Origin of the sequence: Desulforamulus ruminis DSM 2154, from assembly GCF_000215085.1 — a bacterium.
GTDB classification, from domain to species: Bacteria; Bacillota; Desulfotomaculia; order Desulfotomaculales; family Desulfotomaculaceae; genus Desulfotomaculum; species Desulfotomaculum ruminis.
Window position 1 is genome coordinate 955,174 of sequence record NC_015589.1, and the last position, 24,210, is coordinate 979,383.

The following is a 24,210-nucleotide window of genomic DNA, read 5'->3' on the forward strand; positions in this document are numbered from 1 at the left end:
AAATCCGTGGAAGTCTGTAAAATCCGTGTTCTATATTTTTTAAAAGGGGCTAGGCAAAAAAACTTTCTGGACTCTTTTTGCATCACCCCCTTGTTTTGTATACAGAAAGGATCGTGTATAAAAAAGTCGAATAAATTCCAGCTTAAAAGGAGGAAGAATTTCCAAAATAGGAGAAACTAATGAAAATCCTGTGATGTTATAAACCAATGACAATAGGGGGTTTGCCCTTTGGCGGAAAATGATAGGCAGCTAACGCTGGTTTTGGGAGTAATTGGTGCGGATGTTCATGCGGTGGGCAACCGTATTCTGGAATACGCCCTGACGGAGGCGGGTTTTAAGGTGATCAATATCGGAGTCATGGCCTCCCAGGAGGAGTTTATCAATGCGGCTCTGGAAACCGACGCCGATGCCATCCTGGTATCCTCCCTGTACGGTCATGGGGAAATCGACTGCCGGGGGCTGCGGGGGAAAGCCGTGGAGGCGGGCATTGGCCATATTAAATTGTATGTGGGTGGCAATCTGGTGGTGGGGAAACAGGAATGGAGCGAAGTGGAGAAAAAGTTCGTCAACATGGGTTTTGACCGGGCCTATCCTCCCGGAACCATGCCCCAGGAGGCCATCGACGATATTTTAAGGGATTTTGGTTTTACCCAAAAATGCTAGGGGGAACCGGTATGGAACTGGCCCTGCTCATTGATTTTGGCAGTACCTATACGAAGGTTACGGCGGTGGATGTGGAGGCGGAGGAAATTTTAGCCACCGCCAAAGGCGTGACCACTGTGGAAAGCAATATCCTGGAGGGTTTACAGCAAGCTTTGGAGGAGATAAAGCCCTGCTTCGGGGGAAAACTTCCGGAATTTCAGCATCGTTTGGCCTGCAGCAGTGCTGCCGGTGGTTTGCGCATGGTGGCCGTTGGACTGGTAAAGGAACTGACGGTGGAGGCGGCCCGGCAGGCTGCTTTGGGGGCCGGGGCCAGAGTTTTAGGCGTTTTTGCCCACCAACTCACCCGGGCAGAGACCGAGCAAATCGACCATGCCGGTCCGGATATTATTCTTTTAGCCGGAGGGACCGACGGCGGCAACAAGGAAACCATCCTGCACAACGCCCGTATGCTGGCCCAGACCAAAGGAGGCAAGACCGTCATTGTGGCCGGGAATAAATCGGCTGCGGAAGAAGCCCGGGAAATTTTGCTGCAGGCGGGGAAGGATGCGGTGATTACGGAAAATGTGCTTCCGGAACTGAACCGGCTCAATGTGCAGCCCGCTAGAACGGCTATTCGGGGTACTTTTTTGGAAAAAATTGTGGAGGCCAAGGGTTGGCGAAGGGCTGAAAGTTATATCCAGGGTGTGTTAATGCCCACTCCGGCGGCGGTACTCAATGCTGCCCAACTGTTGGCCCGGGGGACGGATGATGAACCGGGCTGGGGGGATCTGGTGATGGTGGATATCGGCGGAGCCACCACCGATGTTTATTCCATGTCCGAGGGACTGCCAAGCAAGTCCGGTGTTACTTATAAAGGATTGCCGGAGCCTTATGCCAAGCGCACGGTAGAGGGGGATTTGGGCATGCGGGTCAGCGCCCGCTCCCTGCTGGAATCCGTCGGACTGCGCAGACTGGCAGGTTATACGGGTTTCCCGGAAGAAAAAATTCTTTCCTACATAGAATTTGTTCATCAGCATACCGATGCGCTGCCATCCGGCGATGAACAGTGGCAAATGGATACAGCCATGGCCCGGCTGGCTACCGAACTGGCCGTGGAAAGACATGCCGGAACCCTGGAGACCTTATGGACACCCATGGGAGCAGTCAATGTTCAGCATGGCAAAGATTTAACCCAGGTACCCTACCTGGTTGGCACCGGTGGGGTGATTGTAAATCATCCCGCACCGGGAGCGATTTTAAAGGGAGCCTTTTTTAAACCGGAACAGCCTACCTTTTTGCGCCCGCAAGGGCCAAAGATGATGCTGGATAAAAAATATATTTTGGCGGCTGCCGGGCTTTTGGCGGAAATAAAGCCCGGGGCTGCCCTGCGTATGGTCAAGAAGTATTTAGTAGAAGTCAGTGATGAAGCAAAAAGGAGTTGAATCACTTGTCATTGGCCAATAAAAAACTTGATTGGAATCAGTTTTTGGAAATCCGCAGGGAGGTATTGAAAGCCTGGCCCACGGGGCAAGAGGTTGATTTGGCCGAGGCCATTCAGTATCAATCCCGGATACCGGCCCAGCGCCGCTTTGCGGAAAAGATGGAGGAAGCCAAGAAGGAGCGGATCACCTTGGCTCAGCCCAGGGCAGGGGTGGCTCTGGTGCATGAGCATAGCGAGCTGCTGCAGTATTTGGCGGATCAGGGGGAAGCCGACCTGCTTCCCACCACCATTGACAGCTACACCCGGCAAAACCGTTACAACGAAGCGCAGGTTGGGATCGAAGAAAGCCGGTCCGTGGGACGCTCGATGTTAAACGGTTTTCCGGCGGTAAATCACGGGGTGACGGCTTGCCGGCAAGTGGTGGAATCCGTAAAACTGCCCCTTCAGGTACGTCATGGCACCCCGGACGCCAGACTGTTGGCTGAAATTACCCTGGCCGGTGGTTTTACGGCCTATGAAGGCGGCGGCATATCCTACAATATTCCTTATGCCAAGGAGGTTCCTTTGGAGCGCTCCATTCGAGACTGGCAATATGTGGATCGTCTGGTGGGATATTATGAGGAACAGGGTGTTTCCATTAACCGGGAACCCTTTGGCCCCCTGACCGGAACGCTGGTGCCGCCGTGCATTTCACACAGCATTGCCATTGTCGAGGCCCTGCTGGCCGCAGAGCAAGGAGTAAAAAGCCTAACCCTTGGTTACGGTCAGTGCGGCAACCTGCTTCAGGATGTGGCGGCGGTGCGTTCGTTAGAAGAACTGGCCGGAGAATATCTGAGCCGTTTCGGATACAATAATGCGGTGATTACAACGGTCTTTCATCAATGGATGGGCGGGTTCCCTCAGGATGAAAGCAAGGCCTTTGGGGTCATCGGCTGGGGCGCGGCCACGGCGGTTCTGGCCAAAGCCACCAAAGTCATTGTTAAGACCCCCCACGAGGCCTTGGGTATTCCCACCAAAGAAGCCAATGCCGCGGGAATTCGCACCACCAAACAGGTGCTCAATATGCTTAAGGACCAGCCTTTGGTGGAATCCAAGGAACTGATGGAAGAAAAAGATCTGATTAAGGCGGAGACCAGGGCCATTTTGGAAAAGATTTTAGAGTTTGGTGAGGGGGATGTTGCCCAGGGCATCATCCGGGCCTTCCAGGCCGGAACCATTGATGTTCCCTTTGCACCCAGCCGGTTTAATGCCGGACGTCTGCTGCCCGCCAGAGACCATCAGGGGGCCGTAAGGTTATTGGATTTTGGAAACCTGCCCTTCGGAGAAGAGATTAAAGAGATCCACCGGGAAAAAATTGTTCAAAGGGGAAAAACGGAAGGCAGGGACCCCAGTTTTCAGATGGTTGTGGATGATATTTATGCCATTGGAAAGGGTATGCTGGTAGGAAAACCCCGCTAATTGAGCGGAAATATCCGGGAGGTTTGGCTTTTGAAAATTATAGGTGCGGTTGTTTCGCCGGGATTAACCGGCTTTTACTTTGATGATCAGAAGGCCATTAAACTGGGCCGGGAGCGGGACGGTTTTGCACTTTTGGGTGAACCGGCCACGGCCGGTTTCTCCGCTGTAAGGCAGAGAGGAGAGTCCATCTCGGTTATGCTGTTGTTGGATAACGGTGCGGTAGCCTACGGGGACTGTGCCGCCGTGCAGTATTCCGGGGCCGGGGGACGGGACCCGCTGTTTCTGGCGGCAGATTTTATCCCGGTTTTGGAAGAAGAGGTTTTTCCCAGATTAATTGGGCGTACGGTCAGCGGTTTTCGACGGTTGGCGGAGGAGTTTGACAAGCTGCGCCATGCCGACGGCAGCTTTTTTCATACGGCCTTGCGCTACGGCATTACCCAGGCGCTGCTGGATGCGGCGGCCCGGTCTGCGGGCTGCACCATGGCGGAAATCGTGGCCAGGGAGTATCACTGCCCGCTGGTAAACCGGCCGGTTCCTCTCTTCTGTCAGACCGGGGATGACCGCTACTCCAATGCGGATAAGGCCATTATAAAAGGGGCGGATGTGCTGCCCCACGGTTTAATTAACAATGTAAGGGAAAAATTGGGGTGCCGCGGGGAGAAACTGTTGGAGTATGTAAGCTGGCTGAAGAACCGGGCCGGGCAGTTGGGAGGAGCGGATTACCGGCCGGTTTTGCATATTGATGTGTACGGCACCATCGGCCAGGCCTTTGATGAAGACCTGGAACAAATGGCAGACTATCTGGGTCGTCTGGAGAAGGCGGCCGCTCCCCTGAAGCTTCGCATTGAGGGGCCCATGGACCGGGGCAACAAACCTGCCCAGATTGAGGCTCTGGCCGGACTGTGCCGGCTGCTGGAAAAGAGAGGGATTGCGGTGGCTGTGGTGGCGGATGAATGGTGCAACACCCTGGAGGATATTCGGGAGTTTGTAGACGCGAAGGCAGGGGATATGGTACAGATTAAAACCCCGGACCTGGGGGGCATCAACAACACCATTGAAGCGGTTTTATACGCCAGATCAAGGGGTACCGGCGCTTACTTGGGCGGCACCTGTAATGAAACCGACCGCTCGGCCCGGGTCTGCGTGCATGTGGGTATTGCCACCCAGCCCGACCAAATGCTGGCCAAACCCGGCATGGGTGTGGACGAGGGCCTCATGATCACCTTCAATGAAATGAGCCGCACCCTGGCTCTATTGAAAGTCAAGGGGGTTATTTAAAAAAGTTATGCAAAAGGTTGGTATGACCACAACCATTCCGGTGGAGGTTGTTTACGCGGCCGGAGCGGTTCCCGTGGATTTAAATAATGTGTTTATTACCCATGCCAATCCTCAGGGATTGGTGGAAGAGGCGGAGATAGCCGGCTATCCCAGGAATCTCTGCGCCTGGATCAAGGGATTGTACACCATTACCCTGCAGAGTGACGATATAAAAACCATCATCGCGGTGACCCAGGGAGACTGCAGCAATACCCACGCTCTGATGGAAACCCTGGAGATGGCGGGAGTCCGGGTGATCCCCTTTGCCTTTCCCTTTGACCGGGATTATGATCTGCTGCGGTTACAGATGGAAAAACTGATGACCGCCCTGGGGACTACCTGGGAAGAGGTTTACCGGGCCAAAGCCAGGCTGGACCGGGTCCGGCGGAAAGTACATGAGCTGGATCGCCTGACCTGGCAAGAAGACCGGGTCCGTGGGTGGGACAATCACTTGTTTCAGGTTTCCTGCAGCGATTTTGAAGGAAATCCTGAACAATTTGAAAAAAAGGTGGATGACTTTCTGGCGCAACTGCCGGGCAGAGAATCCCTTAAAACGCCCCTTCGTCTGGCTTATATCGGTGTTCCACCGATCATGGACGACCTGTATGATTATTTGGAGGAACGGGGGGCCAGGGTGGTCTTCAACGAAACCCAGAGGCAATTTACCATGCCTTTTCAAATGGAGGACTTGGTGGAGCAGTACCGAAGGTACAGTTACCCTTACGGGATCTTTTATCGTCTTGAGGATATTGAGCAGGAGTTGAAGCAAAGGCAAGTGCATGGTATTATTCATTACGCTCAGAGTTTTTGCTACCGTCAAATTGAAGACCTGATTGTGCGCAAGAAGTTAAAATATCCCATCCTGACCCTGGAAGGGGATAAACCCAATAAACTGGACGCCCGTACAAAGATGCGTCTGGATGCTTTTTTAGATATATTGAGGTGATCAATCATCATGCTCTGTGGAATTGACCTGGGCAGCCGCAATGTTAAAATTGCCCTGATGTCGGAGGACGGAAATCTGATCCTGCACCGGTTTGACACGGTATCTTTTTATCGCCAACATGGTCAGGGCGGCCAAGGACAGTTGGAAGTTGACTTTGCTGCCCTAGGGCTGGGTGAGCCGGAAAAAATTGTGGCTACCGGTTATGGCCGGCAGACCCTGCACCTTAAAGGGGCGGAGATTATTCCTGAAATTAAGGCTCATGTTCTGGGAGCCATCCATCAGACCGGACTGGAAGAATTTACTCTGTTGGACCTGGGAGGGCAGGACAGTAAGGTGGTGCTGGTTTCCCGGGGAAAAATGATGGATTTTCAAACCAACGACAAGTGCGCTGCCAGCACCGGGCGCTATTTGGAGAATATGGCGGTGGTGCTGAATATTAATATGGAAGAACTGTCCCGCCACTATCAAAATCCCGTGGATTTAAATTCTACCTGTGCTATTTTTGGCGAGACCGAGCTGATTGGCAAGGTGGTGGAAGGGCACCCGGTTTCCGCCCTGGCGGCGGGAGTGAATTATACGATTTTTAAACGAATCAAACCCATGCTAACCAAACTGCTGACGGATACCATTGTTTTTACAGGCGGGGTTGCCCATAACCGAGCACTTGTGCGGATGATTGAAGAGGAAATGAAGGTCCCCGTGATTGTACCCCGGCATCCTCAGCACAATGGAGCTATCGGTTGCTGCGCCTATGCCCGGTAACATTTTAGTGAGACATTATGAAAGCTGAAGGCTGACACAGGGCCGCTGGCTAATGGAGGTGATACCAATAAAATTAACTGTTTTGGGCTGCTGGGCGCCCTATCCCAGGGTCAGCGGAGCTTGTTCCGGCTATCTGCTGCAGGAAGCAGGACGAAATCTTTTAATTGAAGCCGGGAACGGTATTTTGGCCAGGCTGCTGCAGCATATTGACCTGGAGGAACTGGACGCCGTGATTCTCAGTCACCTTCACCCGGACCACATTATGGATATATACAGCCTGCGTCACGCCATTGAGGCGGCCAACCGGGAAGGCAGGATGCAGCGACGGATTCCCCTGTATCTGCCCACCGGCCCGGCGGAGGATTTTGACAGAATCAAAGGCTTCAACAAGGCCTTTGTGGTCCAGATCATTGAAGATCTACCGGAACCCGGGACGGCAGAGATTGCCGGTTTTAAGGTGGTATTTGTTCCCGGCAAGCACAATCTGCCGGTTTTCAGCATGTCCATTGAAGGCAAAAAGAAACTGGTTTATTCCGGCGATACCGCTTATAATCCGGAATTAATCCATTTGGCGCAAGGGGCGGATTTGTTTCTTTGCGAGGCCAGCGGACAGGATAAGGATGCGGATTATTTAAAGGAAAATCACCTGACCGCCCGGCAGGCCGGGCAACTGGCTCAAAGGGCCGGTGCAAAGACATTAATGATTACCCACTTTTATCCGGAATATTCCTTAAGTGAGCTTCAGCAACAGGCCGAGGCGGGCTTTGGGCAAGCCGTTGAAGTGGCCCGGGAAGGGGCCACTATCCAACTGTAGGGGGGAAGCAGATGCCGGTTTCAATCATTCATGAATATTTAATGCATGCGGTTTACTTTGCCCCCAGGGGGAGATACCGCCTGTTGGCTTTGGGAGGCAGTCTGGCTCACCGCTACTTGAGCCCGGATGATCATTTGATTGGTTTTATCGGGGATGCCGGGGCGGGTAAATCCCTGTTAATCCGCGGCATGTTTCCAGGATTGGAACTGACCAATGACGACGATGGCATTAATGTGCGCCCGCTGCCCCTGCTGGACGATTTCGACCGCAAGCACTTCCGCAGCCGGACCTATCATCTGGATATGCGCTTTGAAATGGCTTTTACCCAGCCCTGGACCATTGTGGAGGCGGTTCAGGAAGCCATTAGAAAGGACCGCCGGGTGATTGTGGAGCATTTTGACCTGCTCTACCCCATGTTAAAGATGAATGCCCAAATCCTTCTTGGCATTGGTGAGGAGGTCATTGTAACCCGTCCCAATATTTTTGGTCCGGAACCCCAGGAGATCGCGGATATTGTCTATGAGTCGCTGATCTACCGGAAAATGGCTCATACGGCCGAGGATATTACCAGTCTGGTGTTGACCAGGGAGTTTGGCATGAAAAAGCCAAAGGTTCATAGCGATATAAAACACGGCTTTGTCCTGGAGTTTGACGAGCAGCCCCAAATTGACTTAAAAGCCTTGGAGGAAAGAGTTCAGGAAATTATTGATAAAGATATTTGTATTTACTACAATGACGAGACGCATATTAAGGTTGGGGAATTTGCCTATCCCTGTACGGGACCCCGGCTTCATGTTAAAAGAACCAGTGAGGTTAAAAATTTCCGGCTGGTAAAGGAATTCAAGTGGGACCCCATCCAGGAGCTGTATGTCATGGTGGGTCTGGTGGGACCGGTGGAGGGAGGCAGCCCGTTAACCCCCCCGGATCAATTCCAGCTTATGCGACGTGCCCGCAATCGTTCCAAAGGAATATCATAAGGAGGTTATTCATGAAAAGAGTTGACGGAAGAAACTCCGGGCAGATCCGGCCTGTCCAAATGACAACCCACTATAACAAATATGCCGAGGGTTCGGTACTGATTGAGATTGGAGATACCAGGGTGATTTGTACCGCTACCATTGAGGAGAAGGTGCCTCCTTTCTTAAGGGGTGCGGGAAAGGGTTGGGTAACGGCGGAATATGCCATGCTGCCCAGGGCTACGGGCACACGTACGGTCCGTGAATCGGCCAAAGGCAAACTGGGTGGCCGTACCATGGAAATTCAGCGCTTAATCGGTCGTGCTCTGCGCTCGGTGGTTGATTTGGAACAATTGGGTGAGCGGATGCTGACCCTGGATTGCGATGTGATCCAGGCGGATGGGGGAACCCGCACAGCCTCCATTACCGGAGCCTACGTGGCCATGATTTTGGCCTTGAATAAACTGGTGGATCAAGGTATGCTAGAAAAAATACCTGTTCGAGATTTCATCGCTGCCACCAGTGTGGGCATGGTTGATGGAATGCCGGTGCTGGATCTCTGTTACACCGAGGATTCAGCGGCAGAAGTAGACATGAATGTAGTGATGACCGGTTCCGGACGTTTTGTGGAACTTCAGGGAACCGGTGAGGAAGCCACCTTTTCCAGGGAGGATATGAACCTGCTGCTGGATCTGGCCACCGCCGGCATCGAGGAACTAATTTATCTGCAAAAGCAGGTGCTGGGTCAGGAAATAACTTCTAGGATAGGGCAGGTGTAAGGATTGAAGTTGGTTTTGGCAACCAATAACCGGGGCAAAGTGGAGGAACTGGCGGCTATGCTTCAGCCTCTGGGGTTCCAGGTGGTTCCCATTGGAGAGTACCCTGGTTTTGTAGAAGTGGAAGAAGACGGAGATACCTTTATGGCCAATGCCGTTAAAAAGGCGAGAGCGGCGGCTGAATTTACCGGACAAATGTCCCTGGCGGACGACTCCGGTCTGGAGGTGGACGCCCTGAAGGGTGCCCCCGGTGTTTATTCGGCACGATTTGCAGGAGAGCCCACGGATGATGCGGCCAATAACCGAAAGCTTTTAAAATTGCTGGAAGGGGTCCCCCCAGAAAAACGCACGGCTCGTTTTAAATGTGTGATCGCCATTGCCGAACCCGGGGGTCGGATTCATACGGCGGAGGGTTCCTGTGAAGGGCGGATACTACAGGAATTAAAGGGCAAAGGGGGCTTCGGCTACGATCCCCTGTTTTACATTTCCCAGTATAAACAGACCTTTGCTGAAATAGATATGAACCAGAAGAACGCCATCAGCCACAGGGGCCGGGCTTTAAGCAAGGCGGTGGAAGTCCTTAAGCACCTTAGTCTCAGCCGGGAGGGGTAACCTTGAGAATATTAGTCGTTTCCGATACTCATGGGCGATTGGGCGCAGTCCAGCACGTGATAGGACAACTGGGCCATGTGGACCTGATTTTGCATGCCGGCGATCATTACCGGGATGGTGATAATTTGGCCTATATGCTTGAAATACCGGCCCGGGGTGTCATCGGAAACTGCGATTTTCCAGGTGAGGGTCCCTACGATGAATTGTTGGAGGTGGAGGGCCACAAAATTTTTATGACCCATGGCCATCGTTACGGGGTGAAACGGGATGCCGACGCCATTTTGCAGCGGGCTAAAATATTGGGCGCCAGTGTGGCCATTTATGGCCACACCCATGTGGCCGAATACCGGTGCGAGGACGGAATTATCCTGATGAATCCCGGCAGTCCGGCCTATCCCCGGGGGGAAGAAAGGGCATCGGTGGGGGTGCTGGAGATCGAGGGGGAAAAGATTCAAGGTCAAATTTATTTAGTGGATTATTTTTTCCCTTAGCAGCAAAGGAATTTTGCTGCCTTGGACATAAAAGATTGCTGTTGACTTTTTTGATGAGTTTGATATAATAATACTCGTTCACAAATTGATTTGATACCAAGCGGGTGTAGCTCAATGGTAGAGCACCGGCCTTCCAAGCCGGGTACGTGGGTTCGATTCCCATCACCCGCTCCAGAAAGACATACTTCCCACCAAGGGAATTTAATGTCTTTTTTTATGTGAAGAAGTATGGTATTACGGTGGAAAAGATCGCTAATGACAAAGACAAACGGGAATTTGAAGAGGTAAAATCTTATGGTTAAAAAGGCTTTAAAATCCGCACTAGGAGTTAGTATAGGTGTAACGATTGGTGGTATTGTTTTACCTCGAATTCTTTTTTCTGAACGCTATAACGATACATATCCTCCTATGTTAGAACAGACACTACTGTATTTCGTGATTTCCTATGTTATTTGCTTCCTTGTTTCTCTTTTGATTGAATGGATAAGAATAAAAATGAAAAATGAAATCTAAATTCCAATTTATCGGGCAGATTGCAGGAAATGTCGGATAAATCCGCAAAGTTTTTCCTACTATTGTTTCAAAAAAGAACAAACTTTGACACAAGAAAAGCCACCAAGACAGGTGGCTTTCTTGTGTCTGCGCCTAATCATTATACATGGTATAATACTCTATGGATAATTCCTATTCCCATGCAAATTTCAGATAATTAACGCAATCAAATAGTTTGCTATTGGAGGAAATGGCATGAAATGGAGCGAACGATACGACGCCAATCATAAGCCCTCATACGATAATATCAGTGAGTTTATAGGCAATGACTTATGGCATGAACTAAATTTATACCTACAAGAAGCCTATAACATACGGCCTAACGTCACATATAGCAAGTGCTCTGCACAAAAGGGCTGGAATATCAAATACCGCAAAGGCGGCAAATCGCTATGCACGCTCTATCCAATGCAAGGCTATTTTATCGCGCTGGTGGTCATTGGAGCAAAAGAAATGGCCGAAGCCGATTTGTTGATACCGTTGTGCAGCCAATACACCCAAAATCTCTATCAACAAACGGAATTTTCTCTTGGCGGCAAATGGATGATGGTCAATGTTACGAAGGCAGACATTCTGCACGATGTAAAGAAACTAATCGGCTTGCGGGTGAAGCCAAACAGATTTATATCGTAGGTCGTGTAAATATAGGGATTTTCGGGCTCACCCCACGACCTCCCGAAGTATCAAAGTATCATTTTTCTCAATTTTGCTCCACGAGGTAAAAAATCTTCCCTCTATATTGACATTGAAGCGCCAGTCAGGGTAATCCCTCGGCTAGCGCTTTTTGTTTTTCGACCTTAATTTTCCTGCTCGAAGGCTACGCTGCAATCTCCCAGATTATATTTTTTTTGCTTCAACTCTGCCTTTTATCTTAATAGCAACTCTTTATTTGGAAGGTCATCTCTCATTAAAAACGATGCCCATCTTGTGTCTAACTTGTCAATATTGGCTTCCCAATAAATGAGGCGGTCATAGAACCATTTCAATTCTTTTTTATACGATCATTTGTCTCGTTGGAGTCTGAAGCGTAAACAAATGCTGTAAGCCCATAAAACACTAAACCTAAATGCATGTGTTTCAACATGCACTGTGGCGGCTGCGTGTCCGGCAGCACGCGCGGCAGCTTGGGCGGCATAATCACCCTCTACCGCAGTGGCAGCGTTGTGTGCCGCATGGTTGTGAATAGGGTGCTATGGTGCTATTTTCGTTTTGAAAGTGCTTTTCACAATTTCCCATAATCTCTTGATAATTTTTCCGTATTTTTATTATACATTTTTCTAGGTAAACAGTTAAAACAAAAGAGTAGGGACCCATCTCCATACCCCATTTGGCAAAGAAATTTCAATGAGGTGAAAGCATGAAGTTTCCTAATTTAATCCGGGTGTTGCTGTTTATTTTTATTTCAACCCTTGTTGTTGGCTGCAGCAATACCGCAGAGACAGCCCAAAAGACGCCGCAAGAGAATAGCAGTACAGCGGATGGGAGTGAAAAAATAACGATGCCCGAGGGAAGGCCAACCCTAATGGGCAAGGTAAAAGAAATTATTGGCAATGAAGTAACGGTATACATAGCTCAAGCTCCTCAAAATGAAGAAGCGCCAAAGGAAGAAGCAACCAAGCAGCCTCAAACGGAAGAAAGCAGTCAACCCAATCAGCGGGCCGGCAATCGAGGCTTTGCCATGAATTTTACGGAAGAGACCAAGACCTTTATTATACCGGTAGGAGTTCCCATCGTAACCATGCAAAGGGGGAGCGCTGAGGTCAGCGACGTAGGCTTAACCGGCGTTAAGAAGGATGCCATTTTAAGGATCTGGGAACAGGATGGCGCTATTTCCTTTGTTCAGGTAACCGGAGGCGGTGGACAAACCGGCAACCGGCAAGGCACAGGCAGTAATGGAGCCGGTGGCGGCGCAAATGGGCCGGGAGGCATGGGCGGCATGGGTGGTCCCCCGCCGGGTATGGGTGGTAACCGATAACATGGAACATGCTGCAAAATGTGTTATAGACGCTCAACAATTGGTTAAAATTTATCAAAACGGTTCTGAAGAACTGAAAGTGCTGGATGATGTAAGCCTACAGGTGTTTAAAGGAGATTTCATGGCCATTTTAGGCCCCTCCGGTTCAGGGAAATCCACTTTAATGAACATCCTGGGGTGTTTGGATCTACCCAGTTCCGGACAGTACTCCTTAGATGGCTTGGATGTATTGAAGGCTTCGGAAAACGAGCTGGCTGAAATTCGCAATATAAAAATCGGTTTTATCTTTCAGAAGTTCAATCTATTGCCCCGATTAACCGCCGTTCAAAACGTTATGCTGCCGTTGCTCTACCGGGGGGTCAAGGAAGAAGAGGCTCTAGGGCTGGCCCGGGAGAAACTAACGCTGTTAGGGCTGGAAGCCAGACTTCATCACCGCCCCAATGAGTTATCCGGTGGACAGCAGCAAAGGGTAGCCATTGCCAGGGCCATTATTGGCAATCCCCAATTGTTATTAGCCGATGAACCCACCGGAAATTTGGACAGTAAATCCAGTGAGGATGCCATGAGAATTTTTAAAGAACTTAATGCGCAGGGAAATACAATCCTGATTATTACCCACGATACCGAAGTGGCGGAGCAGGTGGACAAAATAGTTTATATACGGGATGGTAAGATCTATGAAAATCATTAAAGACTGGGGATTAAAGGCATTTACTGGATTTAAGACCAAAAGGCGCCTGGGAATGGTTTTGCTGCTGGCTGTTATTTTAGTCGGTGGAGCGGCCTTTTGGTTTCAAAAGCAGAATAAGGATGCCATTGCGCAAGTCCAATATGAAGAAGCCCAGGTGAAAAGAGAAGATATTGTTATTGGCTTGGATTCCGATGGAAACATAGAATTTTCTAAAGTTACCCTACGATTTGGCGTTCGGGGTACCATTGCAGAAATATTGGTGTCCGAAGGCGATACGGTGAAAAAGGGGGATATTATTGCCAGATTGGATGACCGAGACTACCAGGATCAGTACCAACTGGCTTTAGCCAAACTGCAGGATGCTCAGGATCAGGATACCACCAGTTTATTGGACCGTGAGTTATCCATTAAAAGTACCGAAACGGAATTGGAAAAGCTGCGGGATGAGTACAAAGAAATGGAAACCATCTCCGAGGCCTATTCAGCCAATGAGCTCAAAATGAAGAAGCTGGAATTAGAAAATAAGGAAGTGGAATATAAAAACCTGTTAAAGAAGTATGAATTGGATAAAAGCAAGGGAATTAGCCAGGATCAGTTACAGGTTGATATGGCCAAAGAAGATTTAGAGGATACCATTTTATATGCCCCGGTTTCCGGCGTTATCCTGGGGTTAGCCAATAAAGCCGGGGAAAGTCTAATCGATGAAGATGACTTTGCAACCATCCATGAAAACAATGCTGTTAAAGCCACCACAAAGGTCATTGAGTATGATATCGGACAAATTAAAGTAGGGCAAAAAGTTTATGTAACGGTAGAGGCGATACCGGACAAAAAATTTACCGGCAAGGTGAGCAAAGTAAATGCTTTGGCTGCAGAAGACTCCAGCGGGCTGGTAAATTACTCCGTAGAGATTGATATTGATGATCCGGGGCCGGAGCTGAAGGATGGGATGACCGCTTCCGTTTCCTTTGTTCTTAAAGAGGTGAAGGATTGTTTAACAGTACCTTACAAGGCGGTGAAAATGGTCAATGGCAAGCAGGTTGTCACAGTGCTTGATGGAAAGGGCCAACAGGTGCAGAGGCAGGTAAAAGCCGGATTCACCGACGGCACCAGTGTAGAAATCTTGGAGGGTCTTAGGGTAAACGAGACGGTGGTCTATCCAAGGGCGGTTACTCCTAAGACAACAACCAGTTCCGGCAGAACGTCCACTCAGTCCGGGATGCCGGCGTCGACCTCCAATGAAGTCTTTATTCAGAGAAGCAGGTGATATTTTGAAGTTAAAACAATTACTCAAACTGGTTTTAACGAATATCACTCAAAATAAAATGCGAACCTTTTTAACCACTCTGGGGGTTATTGTGGGCACGGCCACCATCTTTCTGGTGGTAGCCATCGGCAAGGGTGGAGAGGCCCAGGTAAATGAACAATACTCCAAGTTAAATGTAGGAAGCATTATGGTGATGCCTGCCATGCGGGGGCGGGTGGCAGACCCGTTAACAAAGCAGGATGCGCAGTTGTTTCTGGAGAGTGAAAATATTGCCCAGGCTTTTCCCCTGTTGAGAGGCAACGGAGATATCAATTATAACGGTATTTCTGTCAGCAGTGGATTTATTGCCATCCAACCGGAGTTTCAGGAAAGCAATAACCTAACGGCCCAGGTGGGCAAAGTTATTGAAGAAGAGGATGAAACGAAAAAAAATCGGTGTGTTGTCATCGGGGCGGAGCTGGCAAACACACTGACAGAAGGTAATCCTTCTGAGATATTGGGACAAAGCATTAATATCAGCAACCGGAAGTTTGAGGTTATCGGCATCTATAACCGGGTGGGGGATTCCGGTTCAGGCAACAGTTATGATGACGCGGCCTTTGTACCCTATTCCGTTGGAGAACGATATTTATTGGGTACCAGGGCAAACCCGACCATTATGGCCCAGGCTACAGACTTAGAAACCGTTCAGTCCGCCATTGAAGACATTACCAATATTCTCAATGAAACGCACCGGGGAGGCGGAGCGGAACAATTCCGCATCATGGATGCGGGAAGCCGACTGGCTGCTGCCCAGGAATCGGCAAAAACCATGTCTATGCTTTTACTGGCTGTGGCGGTAGTCGTTTTAATCGTCAGCGGAATCGGAATTATGAACGTCATGTTTGTAACGGTGAAGGAGCGAACCAAAGAAATTGGAACCCTAAAAGCCATCGGAGCGAAGAAGCGGGAGATATTAAATCAGTTTTTGATTGAAGCGGTGATTATCAGTTTAGTAGGGGGGGTTATTGGCGTGGCCATGGGATTCCTGTCCATGCCGGTTTTACGGTATTTTCAGCTTCCGGCCCTTCCCTCGGTAAGCGGAGTCTTATTAGGGTTAACCTTTTCCGTATTCACCGGGGTATTCTTTGGCTTTTATCCGGCTTGGAAAGCGGCGGATCTAAGCCCCCTTGAGGCATTGCGATATGAATAGAAAGGAGCTGCCGATGAAAAAATTTATCCTGCTGCTCAGTATGCTGCTGGCCTTAAGTGTTTCTTCCGTTGGCTATGCCGCTGAAGATAATGCCAGCCCAGAGAATAATGTTATAACCCTGGAGCAGGCCAAGGCCCTGGCCTACGAAAACAGCAGAAGCTTAAAGAAATATGAGATTAGTAAAGATAAAGCAAAGTACCAAAAACAACAAACAGAATATGAATACAATACAATTTTGGATCGATATAACAGTATAGGTAAAAGTTTGGAGTCGGATGAAGGCGACTCAGAAAGTATATGGGACCAACTGGAGTCCCAGTATGAAAAAGTAGAAGCATCCTCCGGCAGCATTGATGATGCTGAAAATAACTATAATGATTCCGTCAAGGAAGAAAAAAACTATCGGACACAACTGGTATACATTATTGAGGAACTTTACACAACCATTTTAAATCAGGAAGAATCCTTACTTGCCTTAAATAAAGAGTATGAGATTAAACAATACTTATTAAATATAGAAAGACAAAAATTGGCCTTGGGCAGCAGTAATTTATTAACAGCGAACGAGCTGGCTGTGGAGGTAAACAGTGTAAATAAAAGCATTATTGAACAAACGAACCAGATCAAAACAAAAAAGGGACAGTTGAACGATATGATGGGAAGAGGCTATGATGATGAATTAGAACTTGTTCCCGTTGAGGTTTCTACCACCGTTGAAATACCGGAATATAATCAGTTATTATCCAGTGCAACCTATGCTTACAATCTTCTAAGCCAACTAAAAAGAGACATTAATGATCTGGAAGACGATCTGGATGATGAAGACGATTATTACCAATCCTTAATACTTCGACAGGAAATCAAAGAGAAAGAGCTGCAGTTGGAGGACGAAAAGAAAAATTTAAACGATACTATCAATAATCTAATCGCGGATGTTAAATCAAAACAGGAAGACTATCAAATCTCTTTAACCAACTACCAAAATGCCCAGAGATCCTACGACTGGGATAAAAAAAGATTTGAGTTGGGCCAGATTTCCAAATTAGCCCTTATGGAAAGTGAACAAAACTATCTGAATCTAAAAAATAAGAAAGTATCAGCGGGAAACGCTCTCTTTTTAGCTCAACGGACTTTACAATTGGCTGAAGAGGGTATTTTAACTTAACAAAATTAGAAACAAGCCTTCTACCACTCAGGCAAAAGGCTTGTTTTTATTTGTTCATAGAGAGAAGGTAACGGTGGAAGTGACTCCTTTTCTTTCATTGATTAAACTAATTTGCCCCCGGTACATTTTCACGATGCGATAAACAATGGTTAAGCCCAGCCCGTGTTTTCCTTCCAAGCCTTTCTGAAAGGGCTGGAACAATTGGTTTAAAACATAAGGTTCTATCTTGGAACCGTCGTTCCAGAAGGTAAGGGTTATTTCTCTTTTTTCCCTATTTACACGGAGAGCAATCTCCAGGCGTGAAGCGGCATGCCGCAGGTGATTATCCAGCAGGTTTTCAACCATAACCCGCAGGGTATCCTCATCTCCATTCATGTTTACCGGCTGCAACTCCAACTGCCAGGTTATTTCCGGGCGTTGAAGCTGGAAACGCTGAGCAATTTTTTCTATCAACTGGTCCAGTGGAACCTGTTCCTGAACGGATTTCCGGGTGGCCAGGTAGTCCAAACGGGTCAGATAAAGCAATTGCTTAACCAATTTTTCCAGGCGCTCCCCTTCCTCATCAATGACTTGAATGCTGCCGGCCAAATCCCCCTTGGGATAGACGCCGTCCTGGATAGCCTGGGCGTAACTGCGGATAACCATGACCGGTGTTTTTAATTCGTGGGAAATATTTTGCAGCATGGATTGCTGGGCCTCATCCTGCTGAACAAGTTGCTGGCGCATGGTCTCAATGGAATTGGCTAACTGCCCGATTTCATCTTCTTGCTTTACCATAAGAGGTTCATGCCAGTTGCGGTTGGCAATCCGCTTTACATGCTGTTTAATTTGAACCAGAGGTTTCGTCAGATAACGTACAATTAACAGAGAGGCAAGCCAGCCAATCATTAGGGCAATGCCCGCGTAGAACATTACCTGGAATAACAAAATACTGACAAAACGGTCTTCCTCCGATTTACCTAAGAAGGTAATTTGATAGAGAGGATGTCCGTAAACCACGTTTTTTTGGATAACATAACGAATATTGACCTGATTATCTATGCTCTCATACAATTGTCTGGATGATTTCTGAGAGAGGGTGTTTCTTCTTATCTCCTGCAGAAAGGCTGGTGAAAAAGTTTGCTGGGCGGCGGTCGGAAGGGTTGTACCGTCCTCCAGCATCATAAAACTGCGAACCTTAAATCCCCGTATATTAAGGGTCGGAGGCAGCGGTTCGCCAATGGTTTTTTGCGGCGGCGGTCCATGAGGTTCCATTAAAGTATTGGTAAAAAGATTGCGGACTAAAGAGGGCATGAGAAATAATACCACCAGGTAAAACAGAAAGCTAACCAAAGAGAGAGCCAGCCAAATTTTAACCGTTAACGATAGGTTTTTCATTGAGCAATCATCCTATAGCCAAAACCATAAATGGTTTCAATGCGAAGGTGAGGCAGTTTTTTTCTTATCCGGCGAATCAGGTCATCTACCGACCGATCCGTACCCACATAATTTTCTCCCCAAACAAAATTAATGATCTGATCCCGGGATAAGGCCTGTCCTTTATGTTTAGCAAACAATAAAGCCAAATCGTATTCTTTGGTTGTCAGCTCAATAATATTCGACCCTTGGCGAATTTCACGTTTACCATCGTCCAGGAGATAAGGATGTAAATTTATAACGGGTTTTACCGGTTCTGTTGATGTGTATACCCGTTCCAATAACCGGTGTGTACGGATGACCAGTTCCCGGGGCAGGAAGGGTTTGGCCAGGTAATCGTCACTGCCCATTTCCAAGCCAATGATGCGGTCAATATCGGCATCCCGGGCCGAGATGAAAATAACCGGTACTTCCGGAGTATCTTCTTTGATCTTCCGCAATACCTGATAACCGTCGATGTCCGGAAGCATGATATCCAAAATCCAGAGGTTGGGCCGTTCCTTTACCGCCTGCAAGGCCGGTTCACCCTCTGTAAAAGATCGGATCTCCCAGCCCTCTTTTTCTAAATAGGAGGTTAAAATTTGATTTAAATTTTTTTCATCCTCCACCAGATAAATCCGAAACACTGCCAAACCTCCTTTGGTTTTATCCGTATTGTTCTATTATACCAAAAAGCCAGACCCTCATCAGAGAGTCTGGCCCTTTACTACTGATTGTTTTCTGAAATCTTTTGGGAAAGCTGTTGATTTCTTTCTTTTAAGTGGTTTAAGAGCTGGGGCAGCAGCTCCTGAATTTTCGCTTCATCGTTGGAATTTACAGCCTCGGCCAATTGAGACCTCAGATTATCCTTTGGAGCAAAGTTGCCTTTTATATTAAGACCCTGGGCTTTTAACTGCTCCCGAGCCTCTTCGGCAGTAATCTCCCCGTTCTTCTCGCTTTCTTTAATGGCCTGCATTTTAGCCTTGTCTTCATCGGAAAGCTGTTTTCCCGGATTACGGAAACCAAACTGAATACCCAAGGCCTTTAACTGCTCCCGAGCCTCTTCGGCAGTAATCTCCCCGTTCTTTTCATTTTCTTTAATGGCTTGTATTTTAGCCTTGTCCTCATCAGAAAGTTGTTTGCCGGATTTATGGTTTCCTTTAAACTGAATGCCCAGGGCCTTTAATTGCTCCACTGCTTCTTCGGCAGTAATTTCCCCGTTCTTTTCAGCTTCTCTTAACGCCTGCATTTTGGTCTTGGTTTCATCGGAAAGTTCAGGTTTTTGTTCTTTTCCATTTACAGGGGCTTTTTCTCTCAGCTCCTTAAGCAGTTGTTCCTGTTCCGTAAGAGCGTTCTGCCAATCACTTAAACTCTCCGGTGTATATTTGCTGACCAGTTCCAGCATTTTAGATTGAGATTGGGCATTGCGCTGGTGAAAGGCAAATCCTTTTTTGACGGATGTATCTCCCGTGGTGCTTTCATCCGCGGCAAAAGAAGCAATCGGTGCCACCAGGGACAAAGCCAAAGCAGTGGATAATACTTTGATTTTCCAGTTATTCATGATCATGTCCTCCTTAAAAAAGATTAAGTGATTCCCTTTACAATGTACAAGTAGAATACGGAACAATTATCAAGAAATTGTGGGAAATTATGAAATATAAGAAAGGGAATTTGCGCTAACATCTAGAAAGTAAGAAGAATGAATTATTAGATAACTTAAAAGTTATTGTAAAAAAATTAAAAAAATTTTAAAAGCGTTAAGTTTTAATGGAATTTAACCGTTGTATTTATTAAATAAGATTAATATAATAAGAAAAATTCACCAAGAAGAGGGGATTTTCATAATGTCACGATTTCAAGTATTATCCCTGCGATGGGTATTGCGGCTGGTGATTGCAATTCTCATCATTGTGACAATTAGCGTTACAACCGCGATCACACTTTATCTCTCAGAAGAGTATATCCTGGACATTACGGAAAGTTCACTGAATAAGGATCTGGCCTTAAGTTATCAACTGGTTGATCACCAGTTTCCCGGAGAATGGTCCATTAAAGATGGAAAGTTAAGTAAGGGCGATACATATATCAACGACAATTCAATTGTCGATAAAGTGGCGGAATATACCGGGGATGCGGTTACAATATTTCAATACGATACCAGAATTGCCACCACCGTGACAGATGCCGAGGGTAAGCGGAGAGTGGGTACCAAGGCAGCTCCCGAAGTGGTCAAAACAGTTCTGGAAGATGGAAAAAACTATTTGGGGCAGGCCGATGTGGCCGGTGTAGAGCATCTTACGGCCTATATGCCTTTAAAAGATGCCAATGGCAAGGTGATTGGCATGTGGTTTGTAGGCATACCCCTGGATCGCTTGGGGGATATTTTCAAGCATATTATTTTCTATATGTGTTTGGCCGGACTGGGTGTTTTAGTGGTTGCCGGGCTGGTGATTGTACCCTTAACCACCTATTTTACCGAACCCATACGTAAAACGGCGGCTGTTTTAAACCAAGTGGCCAAGGGAGATCTCTCCATAACCATGGAGAAGCAGCGTTTCCGGGCCCTGGCCCTTTTAACCGAAGCGGCCAATGGGATGATCGGTCAGCTTCGCGGACTGGTGCAACATCTGGGAGAAACCAGTACGGATCTTTCAGCCCAAGGACAGGAACTTTCTGCAACCACCCGGGAACTCACTTCCATGGTTGAAAACGTGGCCGCCACCGCCCAGCAGATGTCGGCGGCATCGGAAGAAACGGCCGCCAATGCTCAAATGGCTGCCCTGACCTCCGATGAAGTGGAGCGAGAGGCCATAAGCGGTGGAAATGCCCTCGATGTAGCCATAAAAGGAATCCAAGATGCCGCAGTTGCTGTAGACCACGGGGCTAAGCTGGTGGTAAAACTGGGTGAACAATCCGCAGCGGTGAGCCATATTACCCAGGTTCTCAGGGGCATTGCGGAACAAACCAACCTTTTGGCCTTGAATGCCGCTATTGAGGCCGCCCGGGCCGGAGAGCACGGCCGGGGCTTTGCGGTGGTAGCCGATGAAGTACGGAAACTGGCCGAGGATTCCGCCCGTTCCGCAGCGGAAATAGAAAGCATTATTCATGAAATTCAGCGGGGGACTTCCGAGGCTGTTACAGCCATGGAGGCCGGAGCCACTGCGGTTCACGAAGGGGTTAAAGTGGTCAGTGGAACCGGTGAAAGTCTACGGGGAATAATGGAAAAAGTGCATCAGGTACTGGAGAACATTCGGAATATCAGTGATGCCATGGAAGGGGCCAGCAAGGGCAGTCAGAATACCGCCCGTTTGACGCAGGACGTAAGCAGTGCCATACAACAGGTTTCCGAACTTTCCGATGGTTTATCGAATAAAGCGCAGGATTTGGTCACGGCCGTACAGGCATTTAAGCTCAACCGTTAAAAATTTTAAAGGAAGGCCGCTGGCCTTCTTTTTTGATGGGATTTTAAAAAAGCCTTTAAGAATCTTTTCATTGAATAAAGCTATTGCCTGTCGTGATTTACCATAAAAAAGGCTGCCAAAATATGAAAAAACTGTAATAATTACCTGTTGGCAGGGCAAAATAATAAACACAAACGAGGATAGGAGGAACCGCATGATGAATCAGCAGCAGGAGCAGCCATTGATGAATAGATACGATCCGGAGGTACTCAATCGTCTTAAAAGAGAGATTGTGCAGGATTTAGAGGCCCGCCGGGAGTGGCAGGAAGACTATTACGGATACGACATGAACTACGGGAGAAACCGTCGCTATCCGGACAACCGATACCCCTACCCGCCTTCCAGACCGATGTACCGCAACCGGAGGCCCATGGAGATTGATTATGACTGGTGGACAGACCGGGAAGACTATGATTATCAGAGAAATTTAGCCATGATAAGAAGTCAGTTGCGCAATGAACTGATGGCCTTGGATAAAATGAACCGGAGAATTGGGCAGGTTAGTGACCCACAGGTGCGCCAGGTTCTTGGGGAGCTGCTTCAGGAGGCCCGGCAGCAGGGAATGGGTGTGCCTGAATTAATTGAGAGCCTAAACACGAATAACCCGGGATTTACCAATAATCTTGTGAATAGCGTTACCGGGCCCTTCCGCGGCATTGACCGCCGCAGCTTCGGCTGGGGAATTGCTGCCGGACTTCTGGGGTTGATGCTTCTTCCCACTGTTGCCAAATCCGTACGCTCCCTAACGGAAAAGGCCATGGATGGTTCCATGGACTTATCGGAAAAGGCCCAGGGAATGTTTGAAATGGCTAAGGAAGAATTTGAAGATATTGTGGCGGAAGCAAAATTCAACAATTTAAAAGGAAAAGCAGGTGGCGACGATATAACCGACAAAGGGCAGCCTCCTACGAAGAAATAATCAAAAAATCAGGCCGTTATAGGTCTGATTTTTGTTTTGCTTTAAAAACCCATAAAAAAGCGTCTGGATGCCAAGCAGCTTCAGACACTTATCTTTTTGCATTTTAATCCTGGTAGTGCAGCAGCCGTCGTTCACCTTCTAGAGCGCGAATTTTTGTAACATCCTGGCTGACTTCCATGGTGCCGATATATTCTCCTTGATCATTTCTTAAGGCAAAGTAACGGATATGAATAAAGGAACCGTTTAATACCAGCCAGAATTCCGCCGTACTGTGTTTGCCCCTTTTAAAGTCCGTAAGAATTTTCTCTACCACGTGGACACTTTCGGGCGGATGACAGTTTTGCACCTTGCGTCCAATAATGGATTTGGTACGGGTGAAGATTCTCTCCTGACCCTGGGAGAAATATTGAACGGTATCGTTTTTATCTACAAAAGTAATATCAATGGGAAGATGGGTTAAAATGCTGTTGATTTCCTTGGCGCTAAGATAGCCGGTAGCCAAAGCCAGCTTTTCGGTACCGGTGTGGAGGGGTTCTTTTGCAGCCCCCTCCTTTGCTTGCCAGAGGTCAGCCTGGGGACGAGAAAACACAACACCAAATTCAATATCCTGTTCCTTGATTTCCGCCCATTCCCCTTCAGTAAGAGCTTCCATCATCATGGGAGTTAAGATATTTTCTTCCTTAAAGACCATCTCCAAAACTTTATGCTTCATGGCTTCATAACGGGTCTTGAAGGACTCCAGGTCGCCCTTATTCCCTGGAGAGGGGATAAAGGCAGCCAGTTGCTTGATAAGATCCCTGATTTCATCATCTACAGACCACATCACAGAGGGGGGGCCGGTAATGTTGTGCCTTTCCAAATAAGGGAATAAAATATTTTCCTTTTTAGAGTAATGCTTGTCCAGGTTTTCCTTGAAAAAGGTGATCCTTTCCTGCAAGTACTTCCAAAGATCTTCCGCTTCATGATCCCACTGACTTAATAGGCTAATTTTTTGATCCAATTCTTCAAGAATTTTTTGGATTTCGTGATTCTCATGCTTTAAAGAGTACAGAGGGTGACCAGGGATTAATTCAGGTTTTTTATTCTCCATAAGGGCGTCTTTAAACACAGCGGCATGCACATCACAAAGCTTGGTGATCTCCTCTGGGGAGATCCCTTCTTGTATAAGAGATTGTTCCATGTTGGCAATTTCAGTGGCGTCCACATCTTTAATCAGACTTTGGAATCGTTCTTTCACTTCATCAGGGTCTTTTCCTTTATGCAGGTCCCGAATGATATCCTTTAATATTTTTTGCTTATATTCTTTACTTTGCAAATACTCGCTCATAAAAATCCCCCTTATTAGACTCTAACATAAGTGATGCCCAATTTTATTTAA

Annotated in this window: 25 protein-coding genes and 1 tRNA gene; 21 read left to right on the top strand and 5 right to left on the bottom strand. The window is 47.8% G+C overall.

Annotated features, from left to right (window positions below):
- Positions 1–228: 228 nt before the first annotated feature.
- The 14 genes from glmS (at position 229) to DESRU_RS04775 (ending at position 11,400) form a co-directional block, all read left to right on the top strand.
- A complete protein-coding gene (gene glmS / locus DESRU_RS04710) occupies positions 229–663 on the top strand; it encodes a methylaspartate mutase subunit S (protein ID WP_013840971.1) in 435 nt (144 codons plus the stop codon).
- An 11-nt stretch (positions 664–674) separates the two neighbouring features.
- Positions 675–2,084, top strand: coding sequence for a methylaspartate mutase accessory protein GlmL (glmL, locus tag DESRU_RS04715; RefSeq protein WP_013840972.1), 1,410 nt, complete (start codon positions 675–677; stop codon positions 2,082–2,084).
- Between the two features lie 5 nt (positions 2,085–2,089).
- Positions 2,090–3,541, top strand: a complete 1,452-nt coding sequence (locus DESRU_RS04720) for a methylaspartate mutase subunit E (protein ID WP_013840973.1) — start codon at positions 2,090–2,092, stop codon at positions 3,539–3,541.
- A gap of 30 nt (positions 3,542–3,571) precedes the next feature.
- On the top strand, positions 3,572–4,819 hold the full coding sequence (locus DESRU_RS04725; RefSeq protein ID WP_013840974.1) for a methylaspartate ammonia-lyase: 1,248 nt from the start codon (positions 3,572–3,574) through the stop codon (positions 4,817–4,819).
- 7 nt (positions 4,820–4,826) lie between these two features.
- The gene (locus DESRU_RS04730; protein ID WP_041275300.1) at positions 4,827–5,804 is read left to right on the top strand and encodes a 2-hydroxyacyl-CoA dehydratase family protein; all 978 of its coding nucleotides are present in this window, start codon (positions 4,827–4,829) and stop codon (positions 5,802–5,804) included.
- A gap of 9 nt (positions 5,805–5,813) precedes the next feature.
- Positions 5,814–6,566, top strand: a complete 753-nt coding sequence (locus DESRU_RS04735) for an acyl-CoA dehydratase activase (protein ID WP_013840976.1) — start codon at positions 5,814–5,816, stop codon at positions 6,564–6,566.
- A gap of 52 nt (positions 6,567–6,618) precedes the next feature.
- Positions 6,619–7,380 carry an MBL fold metallo-hydrolase gene (locus DESRU_RS04740; protein WP_013840977.1) on the top strand — a complete coding sequence of 254 codons (762 nt, stop codon included), beginning with the start codon at positions 6,619–6,621 and terminating at the stop codon, positions 7,378–7,380.
- Between the two features lie 11 nt (positions 7,381–7,391).
- Positions 7,392–8,357, top strand: a complete 966-nt coding sequence (locus DESRU_RS04745; RefSeq protein ID WP_013840978.1) for an alanine-tRNA synthetase second additional domain-containing protein — start codon at positions 7,392–7,394, stop codon at positions 8,355–8,357.
- A gap of 11 nt (positions 8,358–8,368) precedes the next feature.
- Positions 8,369–9,115, top strand: a complete 747-nt coding sequence (gene rph / locus DESRU_RS04750; protein ID WP_013840979.1) for a ribonuclease PH — start codon at positions 8,369–8,371, stop codon at positions 9,113–9,115.
- Positions 9,116–9,118: 3 nt separating this feature from the next.
- On the top strand, positions 9,119–9,724 hold the full coding sequence (locus DESRU_RS04755; RefSeq protein WP_041275301.1) for an XTP/dITP diphosphatase: 606 nt from the start codon (positions 9,119–9,121) through the stop codon (positions 9,722–9,724).
- 2 nt (positions 9,725–9,726) lie between these two features.
- Positions 9,727–10,215 carry a metallophosphoesterase gene (locus DESRU_RS04760; protein WP_013840981.1) on the top strand — a complete coding sequence of 163 codons (489 nt, stop codon included), beginning with the start codon at positions 9,727–9,729 and terminating at the stop codon, positions 10,213–10,215.
- Positions 10,216–10,315: 100 nt separating this feature from the next.
- Positions 10,316–10,389, top strand: a tRNA-Gly gene (locus DESRU_RS04765).
- Positions 10,390–10,509: 120 nt separating this feature from the next.
- Entirely contained in the window at positions 10,510–10,728 is a 219-nt protein-coding gene (locus tag DESRU_RS04770) for a hypothetical protein (RefSeq protein ID WP_013840982.1), read from the top strand.
- Positions 10,729–10,962: 234 nt separating this feature from the next.
- Positions 10,963–11,400 carry a DUF3788 domain-containing protein gene (locus DESRU_RS04775; protein WP_013840983.1) on the top strand — a complete coding sequence of 146 codons (438 nt, stop codon included), beginning with the start codon at positions 10,963–10,965 and terminating at the stop codon, positions 11,398–11,400.
- Positions 11,401–11,768: 368 nt separating this feature from the next.
- Here DESRU_RS04775 and DESRU_RS21730 read toward each other — a convergent pair whose 3' ends face one another.
- Positions 11,769–11,951, bottom strand: coding sequence for a putative immunity protein (locus DESRU_RS21730; protein ID WP_419763404.1), 183 nt, complete (start codon positions 11,949–11,951; stop codon positions 11,769–11,771).
- A gap of 173 nt (positions 11,952–12,124) precedes the next feature.
- Between DESRU_RS21730 and DESRU_RS04780 the strand changes: the two genes are divergently transcribed.
- From DESRU_RS04780 to DESRU_RS04800, 5 genes are read left to right on the top strand one after another with little or no spacing between them, the layout of a single operon-like run.
- Positions 12,125–12,742: a hypothetical protein gene (locus tag DESRU_RS04780; RefSeq protein WP_013840984.1), complete on the top strand. Its 618-nt coding sequence runs from the start codon at positions 12,125–12,127 to the stop codon at positions 12,740–12,742.
- Between the two features lies 1 nt (position 12,743).
- Entirely contained in the window at positions 12,744–13,433 is a 690-nt protein-coding gene (locus DESRU_RS04785; protein WP_013840985.1) for an ABC transporter ATP-binding protein, read from the top strand.
- Positions 13,420–14,700: an efflux RND transporter periplasmic adaptor subunit gene (locus DESRU_RS04790; RefSeq protein WP_013840986.1), complete on the top strand. Its 1,281-nt coding sequence runs from the start codon at positions 13,420–13,422 to the stop codon at positions 14,698–14,700. Before DESRU_RS04785 ends, DESRU_RS04790 begins: the two co-directional genes overlap by 14 nt.
- A gap of 4 nt (positions 14,701–14,704) precedes the next feature.
- Positions 14,705–15,892 (top strand): ABC transporter permease, encoded by a 1,188-nt coding sequence (locus tag DESRU_RS04795; RefSeq protein WP_013840987.1) that lies wholly within the window; start codon positions 14,705–14,707, stop codon positions 15,890–15,892.
- A gap of 13 nt (positions 15,893–15,905) precedes the next feature.
- Entirely contained in the window at positions 15,906–17,057 is a 1,152-nt protein-coding gene (locus tag DESRU_RS04800; RefSeq protein ID WP_013840988.1) for a TolC family protein, read from the top strand.
- A gap of 54 nt (positions 17,058–17,111) precedes the next feature.
- Here DESRU_RS04800 and DESRU_RS04805 read toward each other — a convergent pair whose 3' ends face one another.
- From DESRU_RS04805 to DESRU_RS19760, 3 genes are all read right to left on the bottom strand, one after another.
- Positions 17,112–18,434 carry a sensor histidine kinase gene (locus tag DESRU_RS04805; protein ID WP_013840989.1) on the bottom strand — a complete coding sequence of 441 codons (1,323 nt, stop codon included), beginning with the start codon at positions 18,432–18,434 and terminating at the stop codon, positions 17,112–17,114.
- Entirely contained in the window at positions 18,431–19,099 is a 669-nt protein-coding gene (locus DESRU_RS04810) for a response regulator transcription factor (RefSeq protein WP_013840990.1), read from the bottom strand. Before DESRU_RS04810 ends, DESRU_RS04805 begins: the two co-directional genes overlap by 4 nt.
- 80 nt (positions 19,100–19,179) lie before the next feature.
- Positions 19,180–20,013: a hypothetical protein gene (locus DESRU_RS19760; RefSeq protein WP_013840991.1), complete on the bottom strand. Its 834-nt coding sequence runs from the start codon at positions 20,011–20,013 to the stop codon at positions 19,180–19,182.
- Between the two features lie 283 nt (positions 20,014–20,296).
- On the opposite strand from DESRU_RS19760, the gene DESRU_RS04820 reads away from it, so the two are divergent.
- Entirely contained in the window at positions 20,297–21,874 is a 1,578-nt protein-coding gene (locus tag DESRU_RS04820; protein WP_013840992.1) for a methyl-accepting chemotaxis protein, read from the top strand.
- A 193-nt stretch (positions 21,875–22,067) separates the two neighbouring features.
- On the top strand, positions 22,068–22,832 hold the full coding sequence (locus tag DESRU_RS04825) for a hypothetical protein (protein ID WP_013840993.1): 765 nt from the start codon (positions 22,068–22,070) through the stop codon (positions 22,830–22,832).
- 103 nt (positions 22,833–22,935) lie between these two features.
- Here DESRU_RS04825 and DESRU_RS04830 read toward each other — a convergent pair whose 3' ends face one another.
- On the bottom strand, positions 22,936–24,159 hold the full coding sequence (locus tag DESRU_RS04830) for a DUF438 domain-containing protein (protein ID WP_013840994.1): 1,224 nt from the start codon (positions 24,157–24,159) through the stop codon (positions 22,936–22,938).
- Positions 24,160–24,210: the final 51 nt, after the last annotated feature.